Origin of the sequence: Pseudarthrobacter sp. NIBRBAC000502771 (assembly GCF_006517215.1) — a bacterium.
GTDB lineage: Bacteria > Actinomycetota > Actinomycetes > Actinomycetales > Micrococcaceae > Arthrobacter > Arthrobacter niigatensis.
This window is the reverse complement of record NZ_CP041187.1, coordinates 1,032,755-1,051,982: the sequence shown is the minus strand read 5'-3', so window position 1 is coordinate 1,051,982 and position 19,228 is coordinate 1,032,755. Positions and strand designations below refer to the sequence as shown.

Annotated in this window: 17 protein-coding genes; 2 read left to right on the top strand and 15 right to left on the bottom strand. The window is 66.5% G+C overall.

Features of this window, described 5'->3' with window-relative positions; genetic code table 11:
• Window positions 1-17 precede the first annotated feature (17 nt).
• From NIBR502771_RS05040 to rsgA, 6 genes are all read right to left on the bottom strand, one after another.
• Entirely contained in the window at window positions 18-1,268 is a 1,251-nt protein-coding gene (locus NIBR502771_RS05040) for a D-arabinono-1,4-lactone oxidase (protein WP_141161419.1), read from the bottom strand.
• A gap of 101 nt (window positions 1,269-1,369) precedes the next feature.
• A complete protein-coding gene (locus NIBR502771_RS05035) occupies window positions 1,370-2,203 on the bottom strand; it encodes a pentapeptide repeat-containing protein (RefSeq protein WP_141158766.1) in 834 nt (277 codons plus the stop codon).
• A 32-nt stretch (window positions 2,204-2,235) separates the two neighbouring features.
• Window positions 2,236-4,002: an amidase gene (locus NIBR502771_RS05030; protein WP_141158765.1), complete on the bottom strand. Its 1,767-nt coding sequence runs from the start codon at window positions 4,000-4,002 to the stop codon at window positions 2,236-2,238.
• Window positions 3,999-5,099 carry an agmatine/peptidylarginine deiminase gene (locus NIBR502771_RS05025; RefSeq protein ID WP_141158764.1) on the bottom strand — a complete coding sequence of 367 codons (1,101 nt, stop codon included), beginning with the start codon at window positions 5,097-5,099 and terminating at the stop codon, window positions 3,999-4,001. Before NIBR502771_RS05025 ends, NIBR502771_RS05030 begins: the two co-directional genes overlap by 4 nt.
• 42 nt (window positions 5,100-5,141) lie before the next feature.
• Complete coding sequence (locus tag NIBR502771_RS05020; RefSeq protein WP_141158763.1) at window positions 5,142-5,858, bottom strand: alpha/beta fold hydrolase; 717 nt, start codon at window positions 5,856-5,858, stop codon at window positions 5,142-5,144.
• A gap of 44 nt (window positions 5,859-5,902) precedes the next feature.
• The gene (gene rsgA / locus NIBR502771_RS05015; protein ID WP_141158762.1) at window positions 5,903-7,066 is read right to left on the bottom strand and encodes a ribosome small subunit-dependent GTPase A; all 1,164 of its coding nucleotides are present in this window, start codon (window positions 7,064-7,066) and stop codon (window positions 5,903-5,905) included.
• A gap of 372 nt (window positions 7,067-7,438) precedes the next feature.
• Between rsgA and NIBR502771_RS05010 the strand changes: the two genes are divergently transcribed.
• Window positions 7,439-8,590 (top strand): diguanylate cyclase, encoded by a 1,152-nt coding sequence (locus NIBR502771_RS05010; protein WP_141158761.1) that lies wholly within the window; start codon window positions 7,439-7,441, stop codon window positions 8,588-8,590.
• A 36-nt stretch (window positions 8,591-8,626) separates the two neighbouring features.
• On the opposite strand, the gene NIBR502771_RS05005 is transcribed toward NIBR502771_RS05010, so the two are convergent.
• The 7 genes from NIBR502771_RS05005 to NIBR502771_RS04975 are packed head-to-tail and all read right to left on the bottom strand — an operon-like array spanning window position 8,627 to window position 15,867.
• Window positions 8,627-9,742: a Gfo/Idh/MocA family protein gene (locus NIBR502771_RS05005; protein ID WP_210411328.1), complete on the bottom strand. Its 1,116-nt coding sequence runs from the start codon at window positions 9,740-9,742 to the stop codon at window positions 8,627-8,629.
• Window positions 9,727-10,425: a ThuA domain-containing protein gene (locus NIBR502771_RS05000; RefSeq protein WP_141158759.1), complete on the bottom strand. Its 699-nt coding sequence runs from the start codon at window positions 10,423-10,425 to the stop codon at window positions 9,727-9,729. The genes NIBR502771_RS05005 and NIBR502771_RS05000 overlap by 16 nt, the downstream gene beginning before the upstream one ends.
• 48 nt (window positions 10,426-10,473) lie before the next feature.
• Window positions 10,474-11,478, bottom strand: coding sequence for a sugar phosphate isomerase/epimerase (locus NIBR502771_RS04995; RefSeq protein ID WP_141158758.1), 1,005 nt, complete (start codon window positions 11,476-11,478; stop codon window positions 10,474-10,476).
• 51 nt (window positions 11,479-11,529) lie between these two features.
• Window positions 11,530-12,720 (bottom strand): Gfo/Idh/MocA family protein, encoded by a 1,191-nt coding sequence (locus NIBR502771_RS04990; RefSeq protein WP_141158757.1) that lies wholly within the window; start codon window positions 12,718-12,720, stop codon window positions 11,530-11,532.
• A gap of 13 nt (window positions 12,721-12,733) precedes the next feature.
• Window positions 12,734-13,639: a carbohydrate ABC transporter permease gene (locus NIBR502771_RS04985; protein WP_141158756.1), complete on the bottom strand. Its 906-nt coding sequence runs from the start codon at window positions 13,637-13,639 to the stop codon at window positions 12,734-12,736.
• Entirely contained in the window at window positions 13,639-14,541 is a 903-nt protein-coding gene (locus NIBR502771_RS04980) for a carbohydrate ABC transporter permease (protein WP_141158755.1), read from the bottom strand. Before NIBR502771_RS04980 ends, NIBR502771_RS04985 begins: the two co-directional genes overlap by 1 nt.
• Window positions 14,542-14,547: 6 nt before the next feature.
• Window positions 14,548-15,867, bottom strand: coding sequence for an ABC transporter substrate-binding protein (locus NIBR502771_RS04975; RefSeq protein WP_141158754.1), 1,320 nt, complete (start codon window positions 15,865-15,867; stop codon window positions 14,548-14,550).
• Between the two features lie 296 nt (window positions 15,868-16,163).
• Between NIBR502771_RS04975 and NIBR502771_RS04970 the strand changes: the two genes are divergently transcribed.
• Window positions 16,164-17,204 carry a LacI family DNA-binding transcriptional regulator gene (locus NIBR502771_RS04970; protein WP_141158753.1) on the top strand — a complete coding sequence of 347 codons (1,041 nt, stop codon included), beginning with the start codon at window positions 16,164-16,166 and terminating at the stop codon, window positions 17,202-17,204.
• A 12-nt stretch (window positions 17,205-17,216) separates the two neighbouring features.
• Here the strand turns inward: NIBR502771_RS04970 and NIBR502771_RS04965 are convergent, their stop codons facing one another.
• A complete protein-coding gene (locus tag NIBR502771_RS04965; protein WP_141158752.1) occupies window positions 17,217-17,621 on the bottom strand; it encodes a DUF1003 domain-containing protein in 405 nt (134 codons plus the stop codon).
• Between the two features lie 48 nt (window positions 17,622-17,669).
• Entirely contained in the window at window positions 17,670-19,169 is a 1,500-nt protein-coding gene (locus tag NIBR502771_RS04960) for a SulP family inorganic anion transporter (RefSeq protein ID WP_141158751.1), read from the bottom strand.
• Window positions 19,170-19,228 lie beyond the last annotated feature (59 nt).

The following is a 19,228-nucleotide window of genomic DNA, read 5'->3' as shown; positions in this document are numbered from 1 at the left end:
CAGCGTACCGGCGTTCCCTACCGCCGGGCCGGGACACCCAGGATGCTGTCCAGCAGCCTGTTCCGGAATTTGCCTTCGGGATCATGCCCGGCGGCAAACGCACGGAAATCTGCGAAGCGGGGGTACAGGGCCTCCCAGTCATGGCCGTCCGGCGTGAACAGCTTGCCCCAGTGCGGCCTCGCGCCAAAGGGGCGCAGGGCCTCCTCAAGGACTGGAAGGAAGGCCTCCACCTCAGGTTGCAGCGGCTTCCAGGTGAAATGGAGCGCGACGCTCTGCTGGCGGTGGAACGGGCTGAGCCAGAACTCGTCCGCGGCGCCGGTGCGGATCTCCGAGACGAACAGCAGGGGCGTGAGGCCTTCTGCCAGCGCGCGGACGGCCTGGAGGGCGGCTGGGGCGTGTTCGATGGGAAGGATGAACTCACTCTGGAGTTCGTCTCCGTTGCTCGGCGTGAACTCGTGCCGGAAGTGCGGCAGCCGGTCCAGCCACAGGCCGGGTTCGTCCAGCTGCGCCGTGCAGTTTTCCGCCGACATTTCCGGTAGGGGGTGCCGCGGCTGCAGGGCGGCGGTGGCCCCGAACAGGCTGGGAAGCGGCAGCTCCCCGTCCAGCGCCTTGAGCCATACCTGGTTGACCGCGAAGCCCGCGTAGTCCGTAAACAGGCTCACGCTGTAGGCGGCCGACACGATAGTGCTGAAATCGGCCAGGGCGTTGTCCCACGGCAGGTCTTCGAGGACCCGCTGGCGCATCCTGAAGCTGGGCTGCACTGCCAGTTCCAGACCGGTGACGATGCCAACGGCTCCGACGCCCACCACGCTGGCCAGGAACTCGTCCCCGTCCGCCCGGGTCAGCGTTACCTGCTCGCCGGACGCCCGCACCAGGTCGATCGATTCCACGGCCCCGGCGAGGGACTGGTTGTTCACGCCCGAGCCGTGGGTGCCGGTCTGCACAGCACCTGCCACCGAGATGTGCGGCAGCGAGGCCAGGTTGTGGATTGCCACGCCGGACTCCTCAAGGGTCCGGCACAGTGCCCCGTAACTGACGCCACCGCTGACGCGCACCGTGCCACGGCTGGGGTCCAGGTCCACCCGCTGCGGCAGCGCATCAAGCAGCACGTGGACCCCGTCAGTGTCACCCACGCGGTTGAACGAGTGCCGGGACCCCAGGGCCTTGACCCGTGGCGAAGCGGCCACGATGGCCGCCAGCTCCGCAACGGACTCCGGCCGCCTGACATCAGCCGAGGAGTATTCGAGGTTTCCTGCCCAGTTCTTCATCGAGTGGCTTTCGCTTGGCATCGGTTTCCTCCCACTGTCAGCGCTCACAATAACGGCTGTCAAGGCGCATCCGCTGGGTGGGCGGGAGGCCCCGGTGCGGGTTAGGGGACCCAGTGGGCAGGCTGTTCCAGCCCTGCGGGGAGCCGGGTGGACGCGCTGCCGCGGGCGGCGGCAACCTGCGCCTGGGTGAGGAATAGGGCATGACTGAGGTCTGCGCCGTCGAGCCTTGCATCCCGCAGGTCTGCGCCCAGCAGGTCCACTGCGGTCAGGTCTGCTCCGCGGAGGTCGGCGGCGATCAGGCAGGCGCCGCGAAGATCTGCGCCGCACAGCGCCAACCCGCTCAGGCGTGCTCCGGCAAGGTCCGAGCCTGGTGCCAGGCGGGCAGGCTGTGGGGCATCGTCGATATACCCGGCGCGGACCTCCTCACTGACCCAGCGCAGAGTTTCGCCCACTTGCCGGTGGAGGGTCGCGACATCGGCAGCCAGGACCTCGCCAAGCCCGCCTTCGGCGACCTTCCGGACGCTCCACTCCACCTGGCGCACCTCGATTGCGGTATCCGCGCTGTAGGCCGCCGTCGCCGCCTGGGCCAGGTGCCACAGCATTTCGTGGAGTTGGCGCAGGATCCGGAAGGCCGTGAACATGTCCGTTGCCGATTCCGGGTCTTCCCGCCACGAGGTTCCGTTGAACAGCCGCCTGCTGACGGCCTGCCCTGCGCCGAAGCAGTCGAAAACCGTGCAGCCGGCAAAACCGCGTGCCCGGAGCCTGTCATGGATGGTGCAGGAAAAGTCTGCGGCGAGGTTGGAGCACGGCGTGGCTGGCGGCTTGTCGACGGCAAAGTCTGCGGAGCGGGCAAAACCGAAGGCCGTGCAGCACAGTGCAAAGCAGTGTGAGCAGTCAGGCCGAAGGGCGGCTGGGTTGGCAGGGGGCCGTGCCATGTGTCCAGACTACCCACGAGGGCTGGCTTCGTTCAGTCACTTTCTCCTGCAGGCGTGGTGCGGGGAGGTGGCATGCGCCGGTTCCCGGTGGCTTCGAAGGCCGCGGCCAGCCGGAGCAGGTCCGTGTCGCTGTAGGCTTTGCCGGCGATGGTCAGGCCCACCGGCATGGCGATGTCAGCTGCCAGGCCCATCGGGACGGTGGCCGTGGGGATGCCGAGGTGCCGGGGGACAAGGTTGCCGTTGGATACCCAGACGCCGTTGCGCCAGGCCGTGTCCGCCGAAGCGGGGTTCGTGTCAGCGTCCGCCGGGGCCACATCCGCAGCGGCGGGAAACACCACCGCGTCCAGGCCCAGCCGGTCCATCCATGCCTCCAGGTCCACCCGGCGCGTCTCTTCGAGTCCGGCCAGGCCCGCGGGCAGGTGCGGAATGTGGGCGAGGTCCGGAACGCCGTGCTCCCGGATCCATGCGGGATAGTCAGCGATGTCGTCATCGAAGCCGTCGTAGCGGTCCGGCAGTGCACCGTCCGGGGCGGGGAAGATCGCGGAGCCGTCCACGTCTGCGAGGCGGTTCAGCTGCGGATCATCGTTGGCCTCCAGGAAGTCATTCCACGCCCAGGCTGGCAGGTCCACGATTTCCCGGCGCAAATATGCCGGGGACACCAGGCCTCGGGTGGCGATGGTGGGTGCGCCCGGCCGGTCCCCTTCGTAGTTGGACACCACGGGGAAGTCCACCTCGATGACCTCGGCACCAGCCGCTTCCAGGTCGAGGCGGGCCGCCTTCCACAGCGCAATGATGGACGCTCGGGTTTCGATCCGCTGCCCTGTGGGACCACCAATGCCCGGGGCGTCGGCGGTGCCGGCCTGCGGGTCCGCGTTGATGTACATCCGGGGTACGCCCAAACGCTTCCCTGCCAGTACGCCTGCCGCAGCGGCTGCGTCAGGGACGCCCAGGGAAACGTACGACGGCGGGCGGACACTTGATGCCTTGGGTACCGGGATCCACGGCTGGACGCGCCAGAAGTCGCCGCGGGGGTTGGTGTCGTCGGCTACCACCACGTCCAGGACCTCCAGCATGTCCGCCACGGTGCGGGTGTGCGGAACCACCACGTCCATGGTGGGAACGAGCGGCCAGTTCCCGCGGACGGAGATCACGCCGCGGGACGGTGTGTAGGCGCAGAGGGCGTTGTTCGACGCCGGGGCGCGGCCGGAGGACCAGGTCTCTTCCGCGAGGCCGAACGCCGCGAAGCTGGCGGCGGTGGCGGTCCCGGAGCCGTTGGATGAACCCGACGCGAATGCGGCCGTGAGGAAGTCCGCGTTGTAGGGGCTTTCCGCCCGGCCGTAGACCCCGCGCTGCATCCCGCCGTTGGCCATGGGAGGCATGTTGGTAAGACCGATCAGGATTGCGCCGCCGGCCCGGAGCCGTTCAATGGTGAACGCGTCGCGCTGCGCCACCAGGTCCTTGAACGCAGGGGAACCAGCGGCCACGGTGAGGCCGCGGACCTGGTAGCTGTCCTTCGCCGTGTAGGGGATGCCGTCCAGCGGGCCCAGCGTGAAGCCGGCGGCCCGGCGCCGGTCGGACGCCTGCGCTCCAGCGACGGCCTCCGGGTTCATGACCACCATGGCATTTAGGCATATGCCTGATGAGTCATATTTTCGGATTCGCTCCAGGTACAGCTCCACCAGCTCCTCGCTGGTGACCTGGCCCGACTCGAGCGCGGAACGCAGCCGGCTGATGCCGGCCTCGACGACGTTGAATGAGCGGACTGCGGGCACGGGCTTCTGCTCCTCAACCAGGTTCACGCGGCCTCCTCCTTCGGGGCCGGCTGCTGCTGGGTGATGCAGTGGATGCCACCGCCAAAGGCGAAGATGTCCCGGGCGTCCACCAGTTCCACGGTTCGTCCGGGGTAGGTACGTTCCAGGATGCCGGCGGCGATGGCGTCGTTGGGGTCATCGAAGGCGCAGAGCACCACCACGTCGTTGGCCACGTAGTGGTTGATGTAGGACCAGTCCACCCACCCTTCGCCGTCCTTGAGCGTGGTGGGGGCCGGAACGTCGATAATCCGCAGGGGCCGCCCCTGGGCATCCAGCTGGCCTCCGAGGACGGCTTTCAGCTGAAGATAGACCGCGTGGTCGGGATGGGCAGGATCGTCCTGCCGGTGCAACAGGATGGTGCCGGGCCCGCCAAAGGCGGCGACAATGTCCACGTGGCCGCGGGTGCCGAATTCGTCGTAGTCCCGGGTGAGGCCGCGCGGAAGCCAGATGGCCTTGGTGGTGCCCAGGGCCGCGTGGACTTCCGCCTCGACCGATTCCTTGGTGGCGCCAGGGTTGCGGCCGGGATCGAGCTGGACCGTCTCGGTCAACAGCACGGTGCCTTCGCCGTCCACGTGGAATCCGCCGCCCTCGTTCACCAGGGAGCTCGGCCGCACCGGCACATCGATGCCGGCTGCCACGCTTCGGGCAACGTTTTGGTCCTTGGACCAGGCGGCCCAGTGCTGCGCGCCCCAGCCGTTGAAGATCCAGTCGACGGCGGCCAGCGAGCCGTCCGCCGAGTGAACGAAGGTGGGGCCGCTGTCACGCAGCCAGGCGTCGTCCAGCGGAATCTCCAGGACGTCGATGCCCTGGCCGAGCCATTCCCGCGCGGGAGTGGCATCCCGTGGATGGGCGATGACAGTGACGGGCTCATAGCGGGCGATGACCCGGGCCACCTTGCTCCACGCGGCCCGCGCCCGGTCCAAAGTGGAGCTTCCCACAGGGCCGAAGGTGTCGTTGGGCGGCGGGAAAGCCATCCACGTCCGCTGGTGGGGCTCCCACTCTGCGGGCATGCGGCCCGCGGGCCCGGTATGGACATGGCCGGGGGCAGCACTGCCCTCGGTTGCGGTCGAATAAATGAATGCCATTCATTTATTATGGGGACCATGCCGGCCCTGCGCAAGGGTAATTCAGACCCGGGAGGTGTTGGTGCGGTCAACGGCCGCCAGGATGGCCTGCGCCAGTTGCTCCGGCTTGGTGAATTGGGGCCAGTGCCCTGTGGGCAGGTCGATGTACTCCACGTCATGGACCTTGGCCAGCTCGGAGACGAACGGGTGCCCGGCCGCGACCCATTCACGGATCATGGCGGACGGAAACTCGCACGCGATCACGGTGGCGGGTACGTCGTAGCGGCCTTCATCATGCAGTTGCTGCTTGCCGTACGCCACGCCCCGGGGCTCCGGAATGGCACGGGCACGGAAGGCCTGGCGAAGCCCGTCGTCCAGGTCCACCAGGTCGGCGTCGTCGAAGCTTTCCCAGGGCGGAAGGGGAATGTCGTCACCCTCGGCGGGCAGTTCGTCATTGATCACACCCCCTTCGCCCAGTGGGCCGCTGTCCACATAGATGGCGCGCTGCACCTTGTCCGGCCGTGCGTCGACGGCCCCGTGGATGATTGCGCCACCTCCCGAATGCCCCACCAGGACCACCCTGCCGCCCATGGCGTCGACGGCCTGGACCACGGCATCAATGTGGTCCTGCAGCCCTATTCCGGCCCGGCTGGAGTCCACGGATTCCAGTCCGGGCAGGGTCAGGGGGTGGGGCCGGTGGCCCGCTGCCTCCAGAGCAGGTGTTACCTCCGCCCATGATGAAGCGTCCAACCAGAAGCCGGGTACCAGGATGATGTCCATGACCGCACCCTACCCCCCACCCCCTGCGCAGGAACAAGGGGCCGCTACCGCTTCCGGTTCCGGCCTTTCCCGGCGTTCCGGCTGCCGCGTTCGAAGGCCTCGCGCTCAGCGGAGCGCTGAGACTTTCCCGCAGACACCACCTTCTGCTGCCACTCCCGGTGGTATGCGCGCTGGGCAGCAACGTCGGAGCGGCGGGCCAGGGCTGCGAGTTCACGCTGCATCTTCAGGTACGAATTCCAGCGCCGCTCCTCCAGGACGCCCCTGTCAATTGCGTCCCGGACCGCGCACCCTGGCTCAGTTCCGTGCGAGCAGTCCGCAAACCGGCAGCCGGCAGCCAGCTCCTCCACATCGCCGAACATGCTGCCCAGGCCTTCGCCGGCGTCGAACAGCCCGAAACCGCGGACCCCTGGGGTGTCCATCAGCACCGTACCGTTGGACAGCGGCACCAGTTCGCGGGCGGTGGTGGTGTGCTTGCCCTTGAAGTCGCCGGACCGCACCTCCCCGGTCTGCTGGACCTCGCGGCCCACCAGGGGATTGATCAAGGTGGATTTGCCCGCGCCGGACGGGCCCAGGAGCACGATGGTGCCACGGGCGGGGATGCGGGACATCAGTTCGTCGATCCCGCTGCCGTTCCCGGCTGAGGTGGTCACCACGTCCACGCCGGCCGCCTGCAGGATGACCTTCCCGACGACGTCGTCCGCCACCTGCGCAAGGTCGGCCTTGGTGATGATCACCAGGGGAGTGGCACCCGAGTCCCATACCGCCACCAGGGTCCGTTCCAGCCGGTTGTGGGTGAGCGGCCGGTCCACGGGCACCACCACGCCAACCGTGTCCATGTTGGCGGCAAGGACCTGCTCGGCCGACGAGTCCTCGAAGGCACGTTTGCGGCTGAGCTCGGACCGGCGGGGCAGGACGGCCAGGATCTGCCGTGCGCCGGCGCGGTTGGGGCCGATCCAGACCCAGTCGCCGGTAACGGGCTGGTCGCCGGTGAGCGGGTAGGGCAGGTGGAGCAGACCGTCAGCGACGGCCACCAGCAGCAGCGTTCGGTCCACGCGCACCACCCGGCCGGTGCCGGTGGCCTCGGGGTTGGGGTGCGCGGCGAAATGGCGGGCGACGGCGGGCGTGTAGCCGTAGGCGAAGGGGCCCTCGGCTGTTGAAGGGGTGTTGATGCCAGGGTTGTCCAGGGCGTTGCCTGAAGGAATATGCACGTTGGTTTCCTCGGAAAGGTTCCCGGTGCAGGCGCGGGGTGTCCGGCAGGTTTCTCAGGAAAGGCGCGTGCAACGGGAAAGGATGGTTGATGGTGTTAGTGCGGGGCGCTCACGGCGCGCGGCAGTTGCAGTCATCAAAGCCACCTCCTCTCCCTCGTGCGGGTCCCCTCAGCCTGCCGGGAACAGCAGGATGGGGCCGGGACCCACTTTAGTGGCCGCCGGCGTCGGGCACCAGAGCCAGGAGCGCAGGGGGCGGACACCCTCCGCCCGCTAGGCAGGCTCCCGGGTTGGGCAGGACCTTCTGCGATGTCAGGGTGGAATGCAATACTGTCGTGAGCAGCATTCGCCGCGTTTGGGGGGGACTTCTGGCACATGGTTCTGGATACGGCAACCCTGCGCATCGCTTTCGGCCTGATGGCCCTGGTGCTGGTGGTCCTGTTCTATTTTTCCGCCTACCGGGTGACGCGCTCGCCGTACAGCGCCTGGTGGTGCGCAGCCCTGCTGTTCTTCCTGTCCGGATCGGGTTGCTTCCTCCTGGACGGCACCCCCCACCAGGTGTGGGCCAACCCGGTGGGAAACACCCTGCTGGTCCACGGCGGTGTTGCTGTGTGGGCCGGCGCGCGGTCGCTGCGGACGGTGCGGCCGCCCAAATGGGCCTTTACCGGTATCCCCCTGGCCACCCTGGTTGCCTCCCTGCTGGACCATCCCGCCACCAATACCTGGTCCGGCGGCCCGGTGTTCCTTGCCGCGATGAGCCTGACCATCGGCATGGCATCGCGCGAGCTGTGGCGGCTGGAACCGGGCTACTCACGGGTACGCATCCCCATGGCCGTGGCCGCCGGCGGGCTGTCCGTTTTCTACTTCTTCCGCTGGCTGGCGTTCCTGCTTGAAGGTCCCGACGGTCCCGTTTTCGTCACCGTCTTTGGATCGGCAGTCACCACCATGGTCACCATGGTGCTGCTGGTGGTGGTGTCCTTCAGCATGGCGGCGTTGAGCAGCGAGCAGCAGACCCGCGCCCTGCGGGTGGTGGCTTCCCGGGACGACCTCACCGGGCTGTTGAACCGGAAGGCCTTCATGGACCTTGCGGCGGAACAGTTGGCCGATCGGAGCATCACGGGCGGCTCCGGGGCCCTTATCCTTGCCGACCTGGACCATTTCAAGGCGGTCAACGATACACACGGCCATGCCGCCGGCGACTTGGCGCTGCAGGCCTTCGCCGGAGCCTGCGTTGCCACGGTCCGGTCCACCGACCTGATCGGCAGGTACGGCGGGGAAGAGTTTGTCATCCTGGTCCCGGGGGCTAGCGCCGAACGCGCGGAAACCATCGCGGAGGAGATCAGCAGGCGGCTGGCCGTCGCCCAAACCCTGAACGGAATGGAGATGCCCACCGCCAGTTACGGGATTTCCACGTACGGCGCCGGGACCTCCGACGTTGACGACCTCGTGGCCTCCGCAGATGCTGCCTTGTACAGGGCCAAGTCCCTGGGCCGGAACCGTGCCGCCCGCAGCGACGAGCTGTACTAGCCGGGCTGCGCCGGCGGCACGGTTCCGCCAACCTGCCTACTTGGGCTGGAGTGCGTCCGCCCGATCCGCCAGGACCGTCAGCTCCACGCGGTCAGGGCGGTCGACGGTGCTGTGGATCGCCACCGAAGTGCCCTTGTGGGCGGACTCCAGCAGGGATTCCATGACCTCCAGGGCGTGGTAGGCAAGGGCGCCGCCGGCCCGGGGCTCCTTGCCCCGCGGGGTGGCGGCCAGGTCCGCGATGCCGAACCCGCGGCCGGAATCAACATACCCGGCGGACACCGGAAGGGTTTCCCAATCCGTGGCACCGAGCGGGAACAGTTCGACGTCCCCGTCGAAGTGGTTGGGGTCCGGTACCACCAGGGAGCCGCGCTCACCGTGGATCTCGATGTTTGGCGACTTGGATTTTACGGCGTCGAAGCTCATGAAGAGCGTAGACAGTGCCCCGGAGGCGTGGACCAGGACGCCGGTGACGTGGGAGTCGATGGTCACGGGGACTTTTTCGCCCTGCCGCGCCCCCGAGCCGATGGTCCGCTCGTCCCGGGTGTGGCTGGCGGCACCCAGTACCGACGTCACGGGACCCAGCAGTGTCACGAGAGCGGTGACGTAGTAGGGGCCCATATCGAGGAGGGGGCCGCCGCCGGGCTGGTAGTAGAAGTCCGGGTTGGGATGCCAGCGTTCGTGGCCCGGGGTGGCCATGGTGGCAGACGCCGAGATGGGTGCGCCGATCAGTCCGTCGTCGATCGCCTTGCGGGCGGTCTGGATCCCGGTGCCCAGCACGGTGTCAGGTGCACAGCCGACGACGACGCCCGCCTCCCGTGCAGCATCCAGCACCCGGCGGGCTTCTTCGGTGGTGGCAGCGAGGGGCTTTTCACCATAGACGCTTTTGCCGGCAGCGATCGCCTTCAGTGCCACGTCGGCGTGTGCGGCCGGGATGGTGAGGTTCAGCACCAGGTCGACGTCGGCTGCGGAGAGCAGGCCCTCCACGGACAGGGCGCGGACGCCGTCGTAATCATCCGCAACTGCCTGCGCACGTGCCGGGTCCAGGTCCGCGACGGCCACCAGCCGGACCTGGTCCAGCCGGCGGAAGTTGGCGAGGTACTGCGCGATGATGGCTCCGCAGCCAATGATTCCGACGTTCAACGGCTTGCCCACAGCAGGCCCCTTTCGATGATGGTGCGTACGTTCTGGTCCTGGAGGATTTCCACGCGGTGCCCTGGGGTGGACACGAAGATCCGGCCCTTGCCCCATTGGCGGGTCCAGATGGCGGGAGACGTCACTTCGCGGTTCCAGGGGTCCCACTCGCGGACTTTTTGCGTGGTGGTGGCCAGGATGTCCACGTAGTCGTCCGAGAGGACCCAGTACTGTTCGGTGACCAGGTCAAAGTCCTTGATGCCCTTCGTGATGGGGTGGTCTGCTGCGGCCGGCAGCATGTTGACGGTATAGGGCACGTAGTTGTCCGACTGCTCGCCGCTGCACTCGTCCGGGTGCTTGCCGGGGTGGCAGGCGAACTGGCCGCCGATCAGGTGCAGGTAGTCCGAGGTGTTCCGGTAGGAATCGGCGATCCCGCCGTGCCAGCCGGCCAGGCCGGTGCCGTTCTCCACGGCCGCCCGCAGCCCGGCAAACTCGTCTTTTTCGATCGTGCTCATGGTCATGCACTGCATGATCAGGTCCACGCCTGCCATGTATTCGGCGTCGGCGTAGACCTTGGGGGATTCCTCCACCCGGACGTCGTAGCCGTTGTCCTTGAGGTAGGGAATGAAGAGCTCCGTGGCCTCGTACGGCTGGTGGCCGTCCCAGCCGCCGCGGACGACCAGCGCATTCTTGCGATCTGTCATTGAGGTTTCCTTTGTCTGGCTGCCGGCTCGTGCCGGCAAGGCTTGGGGTCAGTGGCTGGCGAACGCGGCGTCGAAGGCCGCTGCGGGCGGGGCAATCCGGCCCAGTTCCTGGACCATGGCCAGTGCCTGGGGAGCGCCGATGAGCCGGTCCATGCCGGCATCCTCCCATTCGATGCTGGTGGGACCTTCGTAGCCGATGGCGTTCAGGGTCCGGAAGATCCTGTTCCACTGGACATCCCCGTGCCCTGCGGTGACGAAGTCCCAGCCGCGGCGGGGGTCCGCCCAGGCCAGGTGGGAGCCGAGACGGCCGTTGCGTCCGTCCAGTTGGCGCACGGATTCCTTGACGTGGACGTGGAAAATCTTGTCCGCGAAGTCCTGCAGGAACATCACCGGGTCCAGGTCCTGCCAGATGAAGTGCGAGGGATCGAAGTTCAGGCCGAAATTCTCCCGGTGCCCCACGGCTTCAAGGGTGCGCTTGGCTGTCCAGTAGTCGTAGGCGATTTCGGACGGATGGACCTCCAGTGCGAACCGGACACCCTCATTGTCGAACACATCGAGGATGGGGTTCCAGCGGTCCGCGAAGTCCTGGTATCCGGCGTCGATCATGGCCTGGGAGGCCGGCGGGAACATGGCGACGGCCTTCCAGATGGACGAACCGGTGAACCCCGTCACGGTCTTGACGCCAAGCCGGGCGGCCGCACGCGCGGTGTCCTTCATGGCTTCCGCCGCCCGGCGGCGTACGCCTTCGGGCTCGCCGTCGCCCCAGATGTCCGCTGACAGGATGCCTTGGTGGCGCTCGTCGATGGGGTCGTCACACACTGCCTGTCCGGTTAGGTGGTTGGCGATGGCGAACACCTTCAGGTTGTTCTTTTCGAGGATGTCCAGCCGGCCCTGGAGGTAGTTGTCGTCCTCGGCCGCGCGGCGCGGGTCCAGGTGGTCGCCCCAGCAGGCGATCTCCAGCCCGTCGAAGCCCCACTCGCCCGCGAGCCGCGCCACTTCCTCGAAGGGTAGGTCGGCCCACTGGCCGGTAAACAGCGTGATTGGTCGTGTCATGTCTATTCCTTGGATCGCTTGAAGCTGGTCGTTGCCCTGCCGAACCGCTGCTCAGACCTTTTGCCACTGGCTGGAATTTGCGGCACTGGACTCCACGGCGGCCAGGACCCGCTGCACCTGCAGGGCGTCCGCGAAGGACGGTTCCGGTTGGCGGGCTTCGCCGATGGCCGTGACGAGGTCCACCACCTGGTGGGTGAAGCCGTGTTCATACCCCAGGCCGTGGCCGGTGGGCCACCAGTTTCCGACGTAGGGGTGCTCGGGCTCGGTGACGAAGATCTTCCGGAACCCCGCGTCGGGGGAATCGGCCGCGTCGTAGAAGGAGAGGGCGTTCATGTCTTCGAAATCGAAGGCGAGGGAACCCTTGGTGCCGTTGACCTCCAGCCGCATGGCGTTCTTCCGGCCCAGCGCGTAGCGCGTGGCTTCAAAGACGCCCACGGCACCTGCCGAGGTGCCGCCGTCGAACCTTGCGCTGAAGATGGCCGCATCATCTACGGTGACCTTCCCGCGCGGGGCGTCGCTGCTGAGGTCGCCGTGGCCGCCGAGGCCCACCAGGTCGCCGGCCAGCGGGCGTTCCTGCACGAAGGTCTCCAGCAGTGCCGAAACCCCGCTGATGTTCAGGCCCGTAACCCACTGGGCGGCGTCGATGCTGTGCGCTCCGATGTCACCCAGGGAGCCGGAGCCGGACTGCTCCTTGTCCAGCCGCCACGTCATGGGGGCGTTGGCGTCGGTGAGCCAGTCCTGCAGGTACTGGGCCCTGACATGGCGGATCTCGCCCAGCCGTCCCTGGTCCACGAACCGCCGGGCCAGCGCCAGGGCCGGCGTGCGGCGGTAGCTGAAGCCGCACATCGAGAGGACACCGTTCTTGGCGGCGGTCTCCGCTGCCAGTGTCATCCGCTCGGCTTCCTCCACGGAGTTGGCCAGCGGCTTTTCGCACAGCACGTGCTTACCGGCTTCGAGGGCCGCGATGGCAATCTCGGCATGGGTGTTGCCGGGCGTGCAGATATCGATGAGGTCGATGTCGTCGCGCTCGATCAGGCGCCGCCAGTCGCTCTCCACCGACTCCCAGCCCAGCTTGTCAGCGGCCGCTCGGACGCCGTCGGCATTCCTGCCCGCCACCGCGGTGAGCTGTGGCTGCAGCGGCAGGTCGAAGAACCGTGGCGCGGTGCGCCAGGCGTGGGAGTGGGCGGCACCCATGAAGGCGTAGCCCACCATGCCGACCCGCAGGGGTTTGGCGGTGGTCATGGAGGAGTCCTTTCTACTTGCTGAAGCCGGCGGTGAGGCCGCTCAGCAGTTGACGGCGGGCGACGACGTACACCACCAGCAGGGGAAGGGTCGCCAGGACGACGGAGGCGAGAATGGCAGGGATGTTCACGCTGAACTCGCCCTGGAAGGTCCACAGTGACAGCGGCAGGACCCTGGTTGCCGGGCTCTGCGTCAGGATCAGCGGGAAAAGGAAACCGTTCCAGACGTGCAGGGCGTTGTAGATGCCGACCGTGATGACCGCCGGCTTGGTCATGGGGAGCGCGAGGCGCCACATCATGGCCCAGTCGGAACAACCGTCCAGTCGCATCGATTCGAAAAGCTCATTGGGGACATCGCGCATGAAGTTGGACAGGATGAGCACGCTGACCGGGATGGCAAAGGCCACGGACGGAAGGATCAGGGCCAGCAGGGTGTCATACATGTGCGCCCGGGTGATCATCCAGTAGATAGGGATGATGGTGGCGTGCAGGGGGATGGCAAGGCCAAGGAGGAACAGGTTGTTCGTCAGGCCCAGGAACCGGCCCTTGCCGCGGACAATGGCGTATGCGGCCATGAAGGACACCAGCAGGGCAGGCAGGACTGTGCCCAGGGTGACGATCAGGCTGTTCGTGAAGTACCTGACGAAGTTGTTCTCCAGGACCAGCTTGTAGTTGTCCAGCGTCGGGTCCGTTGCCGGGAGCATGGGGTTGGAGGTGAAGAAGCCAGCCTGGTTCTTGAAGCTGGTGATCACCACGTAATAGATGGGGACGATGATGATGGCCAGCCAAAGCCAGCCGCCCAGGCCGCCAAGGAAGTTTGGCCGGAGCCGTCCGGGGCCTTTGGTGCGGGTAACCGGTGAAGCGGTGATGCCGCCGGCGGTGGGGGCCGGTGGGACGGGAAGTTGGGTTGTGGACGCCATCAGGCACCTTCCAATTGGCTTGCGTTGCGGTTTTTGCCGCCCAACCGCTGGAGGATGAGCGCAAGGCCCAGTCCGATGACGACGAGAATGACTCCCAGGGCGCTCGCGGCGCCCATGTCGTTGGCCTTGAAGCCCGTCAGGTACATATGCAGCGGAAGCAGCCGGGTGCTGTAGCCGGGGCCACCCCCGGTGAGCACGAAGATAAGGTCGAAGTACGCGAGGCTGCCCACCACCATCAGGGTGGAGGACGTGATGACCGTGTACTTCAGCTGGGGCAGGGTGATGTTCCAGAACTGGCGGAAGCGTCCCGCGCCGTCGATCTCAGCAGCCTCGTAAAGCGACGTGGGGATTTGGCGTACGCCGCCCTGGTAGATCAGCGTGTGGAATGGAACGAACTGCCAGGCAATGACGAAGACCACCACAAACAGGACCAGATCCGAGTTGCCAAGCCAGTCCTGGGCAAGGACGGGCAGGTTGAATCCGGGCCCCAGGCCGAAGTTGGGATCGAGCAGGGCCTTGAAGGCGATGGCAACTGCCGCGGACGACAGCAGCAACGGCAGGAAGTAGAGCACGGCGAGGGCGGCGCGGTACTTTTGGCCGCCGGCCGTGAAGACGCCCAGCAGCAGGCTGATGGGCGCCTGGACGATGAACGAGAAGAACATGATCTTCGCGGTGACCACCAACGCGTTGCCGGTGACCGGATCCGTAAGGACCGTGGTCCAGCTGGACAGGCCGTCGAGCTTGATCTCGCCCAACCCGTTCCAGCTGGTGAAGCTGAGGAAGACGACGCCGATCAGCGGGACAACAGCGAACGCCAGGAAGAAGACCAGGGCCGGGACTGCGAGCCACCCCGAGGGGCCCGCGTCGCGGACCCCCCGGTTGGCGGAACCAAGAGCCGTCATGGTCCCTTACTTTCCGATTGTGGCGTTCATGGTGCTGATGAACTGGTCAGGGCTGATCTTCTTGAGGAAGATCTGGTCCAGGTTGGACAGCATGGCGTCACCCTGCGCGGGGCTGAGGGCCTGGTCCCAGGAGAGGGTGAAGCTGGGGGCGTTCTTGGCCAGTCCGTAGACGAAGGTCAGGAAGTCCTTGTCGGGTGAGGCGGCCAGTTTGTCTTCGATTCCCTTGACCACCGGCACAGCTCCGGAGCTGATCAAGGCGTCGGTGTTGGCGCCGGTGAACATGCCGTCCTTGACGTAGTCCAGGGCGGCCTTCTTCTGGGCATCCGTGGCCTTGGCGGAGATGGACCAGAAGTTGGAGGGGTTGCCCACCACGTTCGCAGGGTCACCCTTGCCGCCTGGGACGGTGGGGAAGGTGGTGTACCCCAGCTTTCCACTCTTGACGAAGTCGGCGGCATCCTTCTTCATGCCCTGGTAGATCCAGCCACCCTGCAGGATCATGGCGGCCTTGCCGGTGTACATCAGTGCCTGGTCTGCGTTGCTGTCTGCCGCGACTGAAGAGAAGCCGTTGATGAACCCGCCGGCGTCGGCCAGGTCCTGGATCTTGGTCAGCGCCTCCTTGACGGCGGGGTCGGACCAGGCTCCGGGCTTGTTGGCTGCGATGTTGGCAAAGACTTCGGGGCCGCCGATGCGCTCGACGAGGTACTCAAGCCACATCAGGTCCGGCCACTTGGACTGGCCGCCCAGGGAGAACGGGGCAATACCGGCTTCCTTGAACTTGGGCACCAGGGCCATCAGCTCATCCCAGGTCTTCGGGGGCTGGGCTCCCACCTTGTCGAAGACGTCCTTGTTGAAGTAGAGGACTACCGGCTGGACGTTGTTGTTCGGCAGTGCGTAGGTCTTGCCGTTCACTTCACCGTTTTTTAGGACTGAGGGAAGGTAGCGGTCCTTGACCTGTGGATTGTCCTTGATGAAGGTGGTCAGGTCGTCAACCTGGTTGGCGTCGACGTACGACTTCAGGACTCCGCCGCCCCAGCCGTAAATGAAGGTGGGGCCTTCGCCGGCGCCGACGGCGGTGCGGACTTTGGTCTTGTAGGCGTCATTGGCGAAGAAATCCAGTTTGATGGACTTGTCCGGGTTGGCCTGGTTCCAGTCATCCACCGACTTTTGGAGCACCGGCTGGTTGCCGCCGGTGAGTCCCCACATGGTGGCCGAATCACTGCTGACGTTTGAGCCGGCAGGACCTGACGAACCGCAGGCCGCGAGGCTGACTGCCAGACCTGCTGCGGAAATTGCCAACGCTGCCGAGCGCAACTTTCGAATCTTCATTTCGTTTCCGTTCATCCTCCGGGCTCAACGCTGGGTCCCGGTAACGTGTGAAGCAGGCGTTTGCCTCGGCTCCGAGGCGGATAGCCCGCATCAATTCGGTCGGTGGTCGTACCGCACAGCTTTCGAAAGTTTTCGAAACTTTGCGAGCGATGGTGCCAATCTAGCCGTGAGTTGAGTCACAGTCAAGGGGTAACGCCATTGGCTAGGACCCATACCTGGCTGTATCCGGTTGACGCCTTGACGGAACGCGGGCAAGATAACCATAAGCGAAATGTTTCGAAAGAGTGGATAACCCAGTGGCGAAGACTGCACGGCCGGCGAAGGCAACCCTGGCAGCTGTTGCCTTGCAGGCGGGGGTTTCAACCCCCACGGTGTCCAAGGTGGTCAACGGCCGCGAAGATGTTGCGCCGGAGACCCGCGCCCGCATCCTGACCGCTTTGGAGCAGGCGGGCTATCAATCCCCCGTGCAGCGCCGTTCCGTGGCGAGGACCAGCACCGTGATCGAGGTGGTGGTGGACGTCCTGACCTCGGCCTACACCACCGAGGTCCTGGACGGGATCCTGCAGTTCGCCGCTGCCGAGGATGTCGAGGTCCTGGTAAGCGTCGCCGGTCCGTCGACCCCCACGGTGCACACCGCCGAGCGCCGCGCCCAGCGGATGGTCGACGAAGGCCGGGCGGGAATGATCGTGGTGACCTCGGCATTCAGCGAGGCCCAGATGCACGCCTTCCGGCGGCGCCGGATTCCCGTGGTGGTGATCGATCCGCTCAACCCGCCCCCCGCGGACGTTGTCAGCGTAGGCGCCACCAACTGGGCCGGCGGCAAGGCGGCCACTGAACACCTGCTGGAACTGGGCCACCGGCGCATTGCCTACATCGGCGGGATCGAGCGGGCCGAGTGCAACCAGGCGCGGCTCCACGGCTACATGGCGGCCCTCGCTGCCCATGGCATCTCCGTGGATCCGCAGTACATCATTTCCGGCGGCAGGTTCCGCCGGGACAGTGGGGTGTCCGGGATGAAGGCGCTGCTTGGCCTCAAGAAGCCCCCCACGGCCATTTTCGCAGGAAGCGACAGCATCGCCCTGGGCGTGCTCAGCGAGGCGGCGCACTGCGGCCTGAAGGTTCCCGGGGACATCAGCCTGGTCGGTTTCGATGGCACCATCCAGGGCGAGGAATGCGTACCGGCGCTCACGTCGGTGGCGCAGCCCCTCGAGGAGATGGGGCGGGCTGCCCTCAGATCACTCCTGCGCCAAGCGCGCGGCGAGGTCCTGGATTCCCACCGTGTGGAACTGGCCACGCATGTGATTGTCCGCGAATCCACGGCAGCTCCCGCGGACTGAAGGGGGCGGGGCCTAGGGGGATGCCGCCTTCTTCAGCTCCTGCAGGATTTCCAGCTGGACCCGGTTCATGGAGATCAGGAGCTCGATCTCCTTTTTCGCTTCGATATTGGTGTCGTAGTCGTGTTGGGCCATGGCCGCGGCAATGGCGTCCTGCCGCTTGGCGGCGATGAGCAAAATGGCGCCCTGCAGTCCGGCGAGCATTGAAAGCAGGAGGTTCAGCAGGATGTAGGGGTACGGGTCCCAGGCGTTGGCGGCCAGTGCCACCGTATTGATGGCAGCCCAGATGAGCATGAAGCCGATAAAGCTGGCAACGAAGGGCCAGCTTCCCATTCCGTTGCGCATGATGTCAGCGGCCCGCTGTCCCGTGCTCAGGGAAGCTTTGTGTTTCTCGTGCCAGGTCTTCTGTTGGAAGCTCATGGCTCAGGGTAGACCGAGGAAGCCATTCCTCAGGCAGGCCCCAGCTGGTCAGGCGCCCAGATGCCCAGTGAGGCGGCGGTGGAAACCGGTGCTGCGCTCATCGAGGCCTTCGATGGCCACCGTCGCGCCGTGGTCCGCGTATTTGGTTTCGATGGAGTCCAAGGCGGCCACCGTTGACGCGTCCCAAATCTGGGCGCGGCTAAGGTCAATGGTCACCGAGGCGGGATCGTCGCCGTACGCGAAATGCTCCACCAGGTCGTTGCTGCTGCCGAAGAACAGCGGCCCCACCACCTCATAACGCACGCTCCCGCCGTCGTCCGCCAGGGTCCGCTCGACGGTGATGACGTGGGCCACCCGGCGGGCGAAGAGCACCATCGCCAGGATGACGCCCACCAGCACGCCGTAGGCGAGGTTGCCGGTGAAGACCACCACGGCGACAGTGGCACCCATGACGAGCGTCTCGGGGACCGGCATCCGCTTCAGCGTGGACGGTTTGACGCTGTGCCAGTCCACCGTGGTAACGGCCACGACCATCATGACCGCGGCAAGGGCCACCATGGGAATCTGCGCCATGATCGAGCTAAGCCCCGTCACCAGGGCCAGCAGGAACACCCCGGCCACAACCGTCGAGATGCGGGTACGCGCCTGACCGGTCTTCACGTTGAGGACCGTCTGGCCGATCATGGCGCAGCCCGCGATGCCGCCATAGAAGCCGGCGAGGATGTTCGAGACGCCCAGGCCCCACGACTCGCGGCCCTTGTGCGAGGGGGTTTCAGTGATGTCATCGACCAGTTTCGCCGTGAGGAGGGTTTCCATGAGGCCGACGAACGCCACGCTCAGGGCCGTGGGCAGCACCAGCCGGAACGTCTCAACGTCAACCGGAACCAGGAACGGGGTAATTCCCGGCATCCGGCCGGTGAGGGGCCCTTCGTCGGCGACGGTCGGAACAGCAAGGCCCGCAAGGATGGCAATCGCCGTGACGACGACGATGGCCACCAGCGGCGACGGGACCACCTTGGTGAAGCGCGGGAGGACGAAAATGATGGCCAGCGTTACGGCGAACAGGATGTAGGCGAGCCAGGGAACATTGAGGACGTGCGGCACCTGCGCCATGAAGATCAGCACACCCAAGGCGTTAACGAACCCGATCATCACCGAGCGCGGGATGAACCGCATCAGCCGGGCAAGGCCTGCCAGGCCAAAGACCACCTGGATGGCGCCGGCGAGGAGCACCGTGGGCAGGACGTACTGGACGCCGTGCGCGTGGACAAGTGGGGCGATGACCAGGGCCACCGAGCCCGCGGCGGCCGTCACGACGCCGGGCCGTCCGCCGAGGATGGACATCGCCAGGGCGAGCACGATGGAGGCGACCAGGCTGACCATCGGATCCACCCCGGCCACGATCGAGAACGAAATGACCTCCGGGACCAGGGCGAGCGTGGTGACCATGCCGGCGAGGACCTCACGGGTCAGCTGCCGGGGAGAGCGGAGCGCGGCCAGGACATTATCCGGTTGCCGGGCGGGGCGGGGGCGGTCGGCAACGGCCAAGGAGCGGCTCCAAGGACTTGGCTCTTGGGCAAGAGCGGGGTGGGCAATGTATTGCGCGC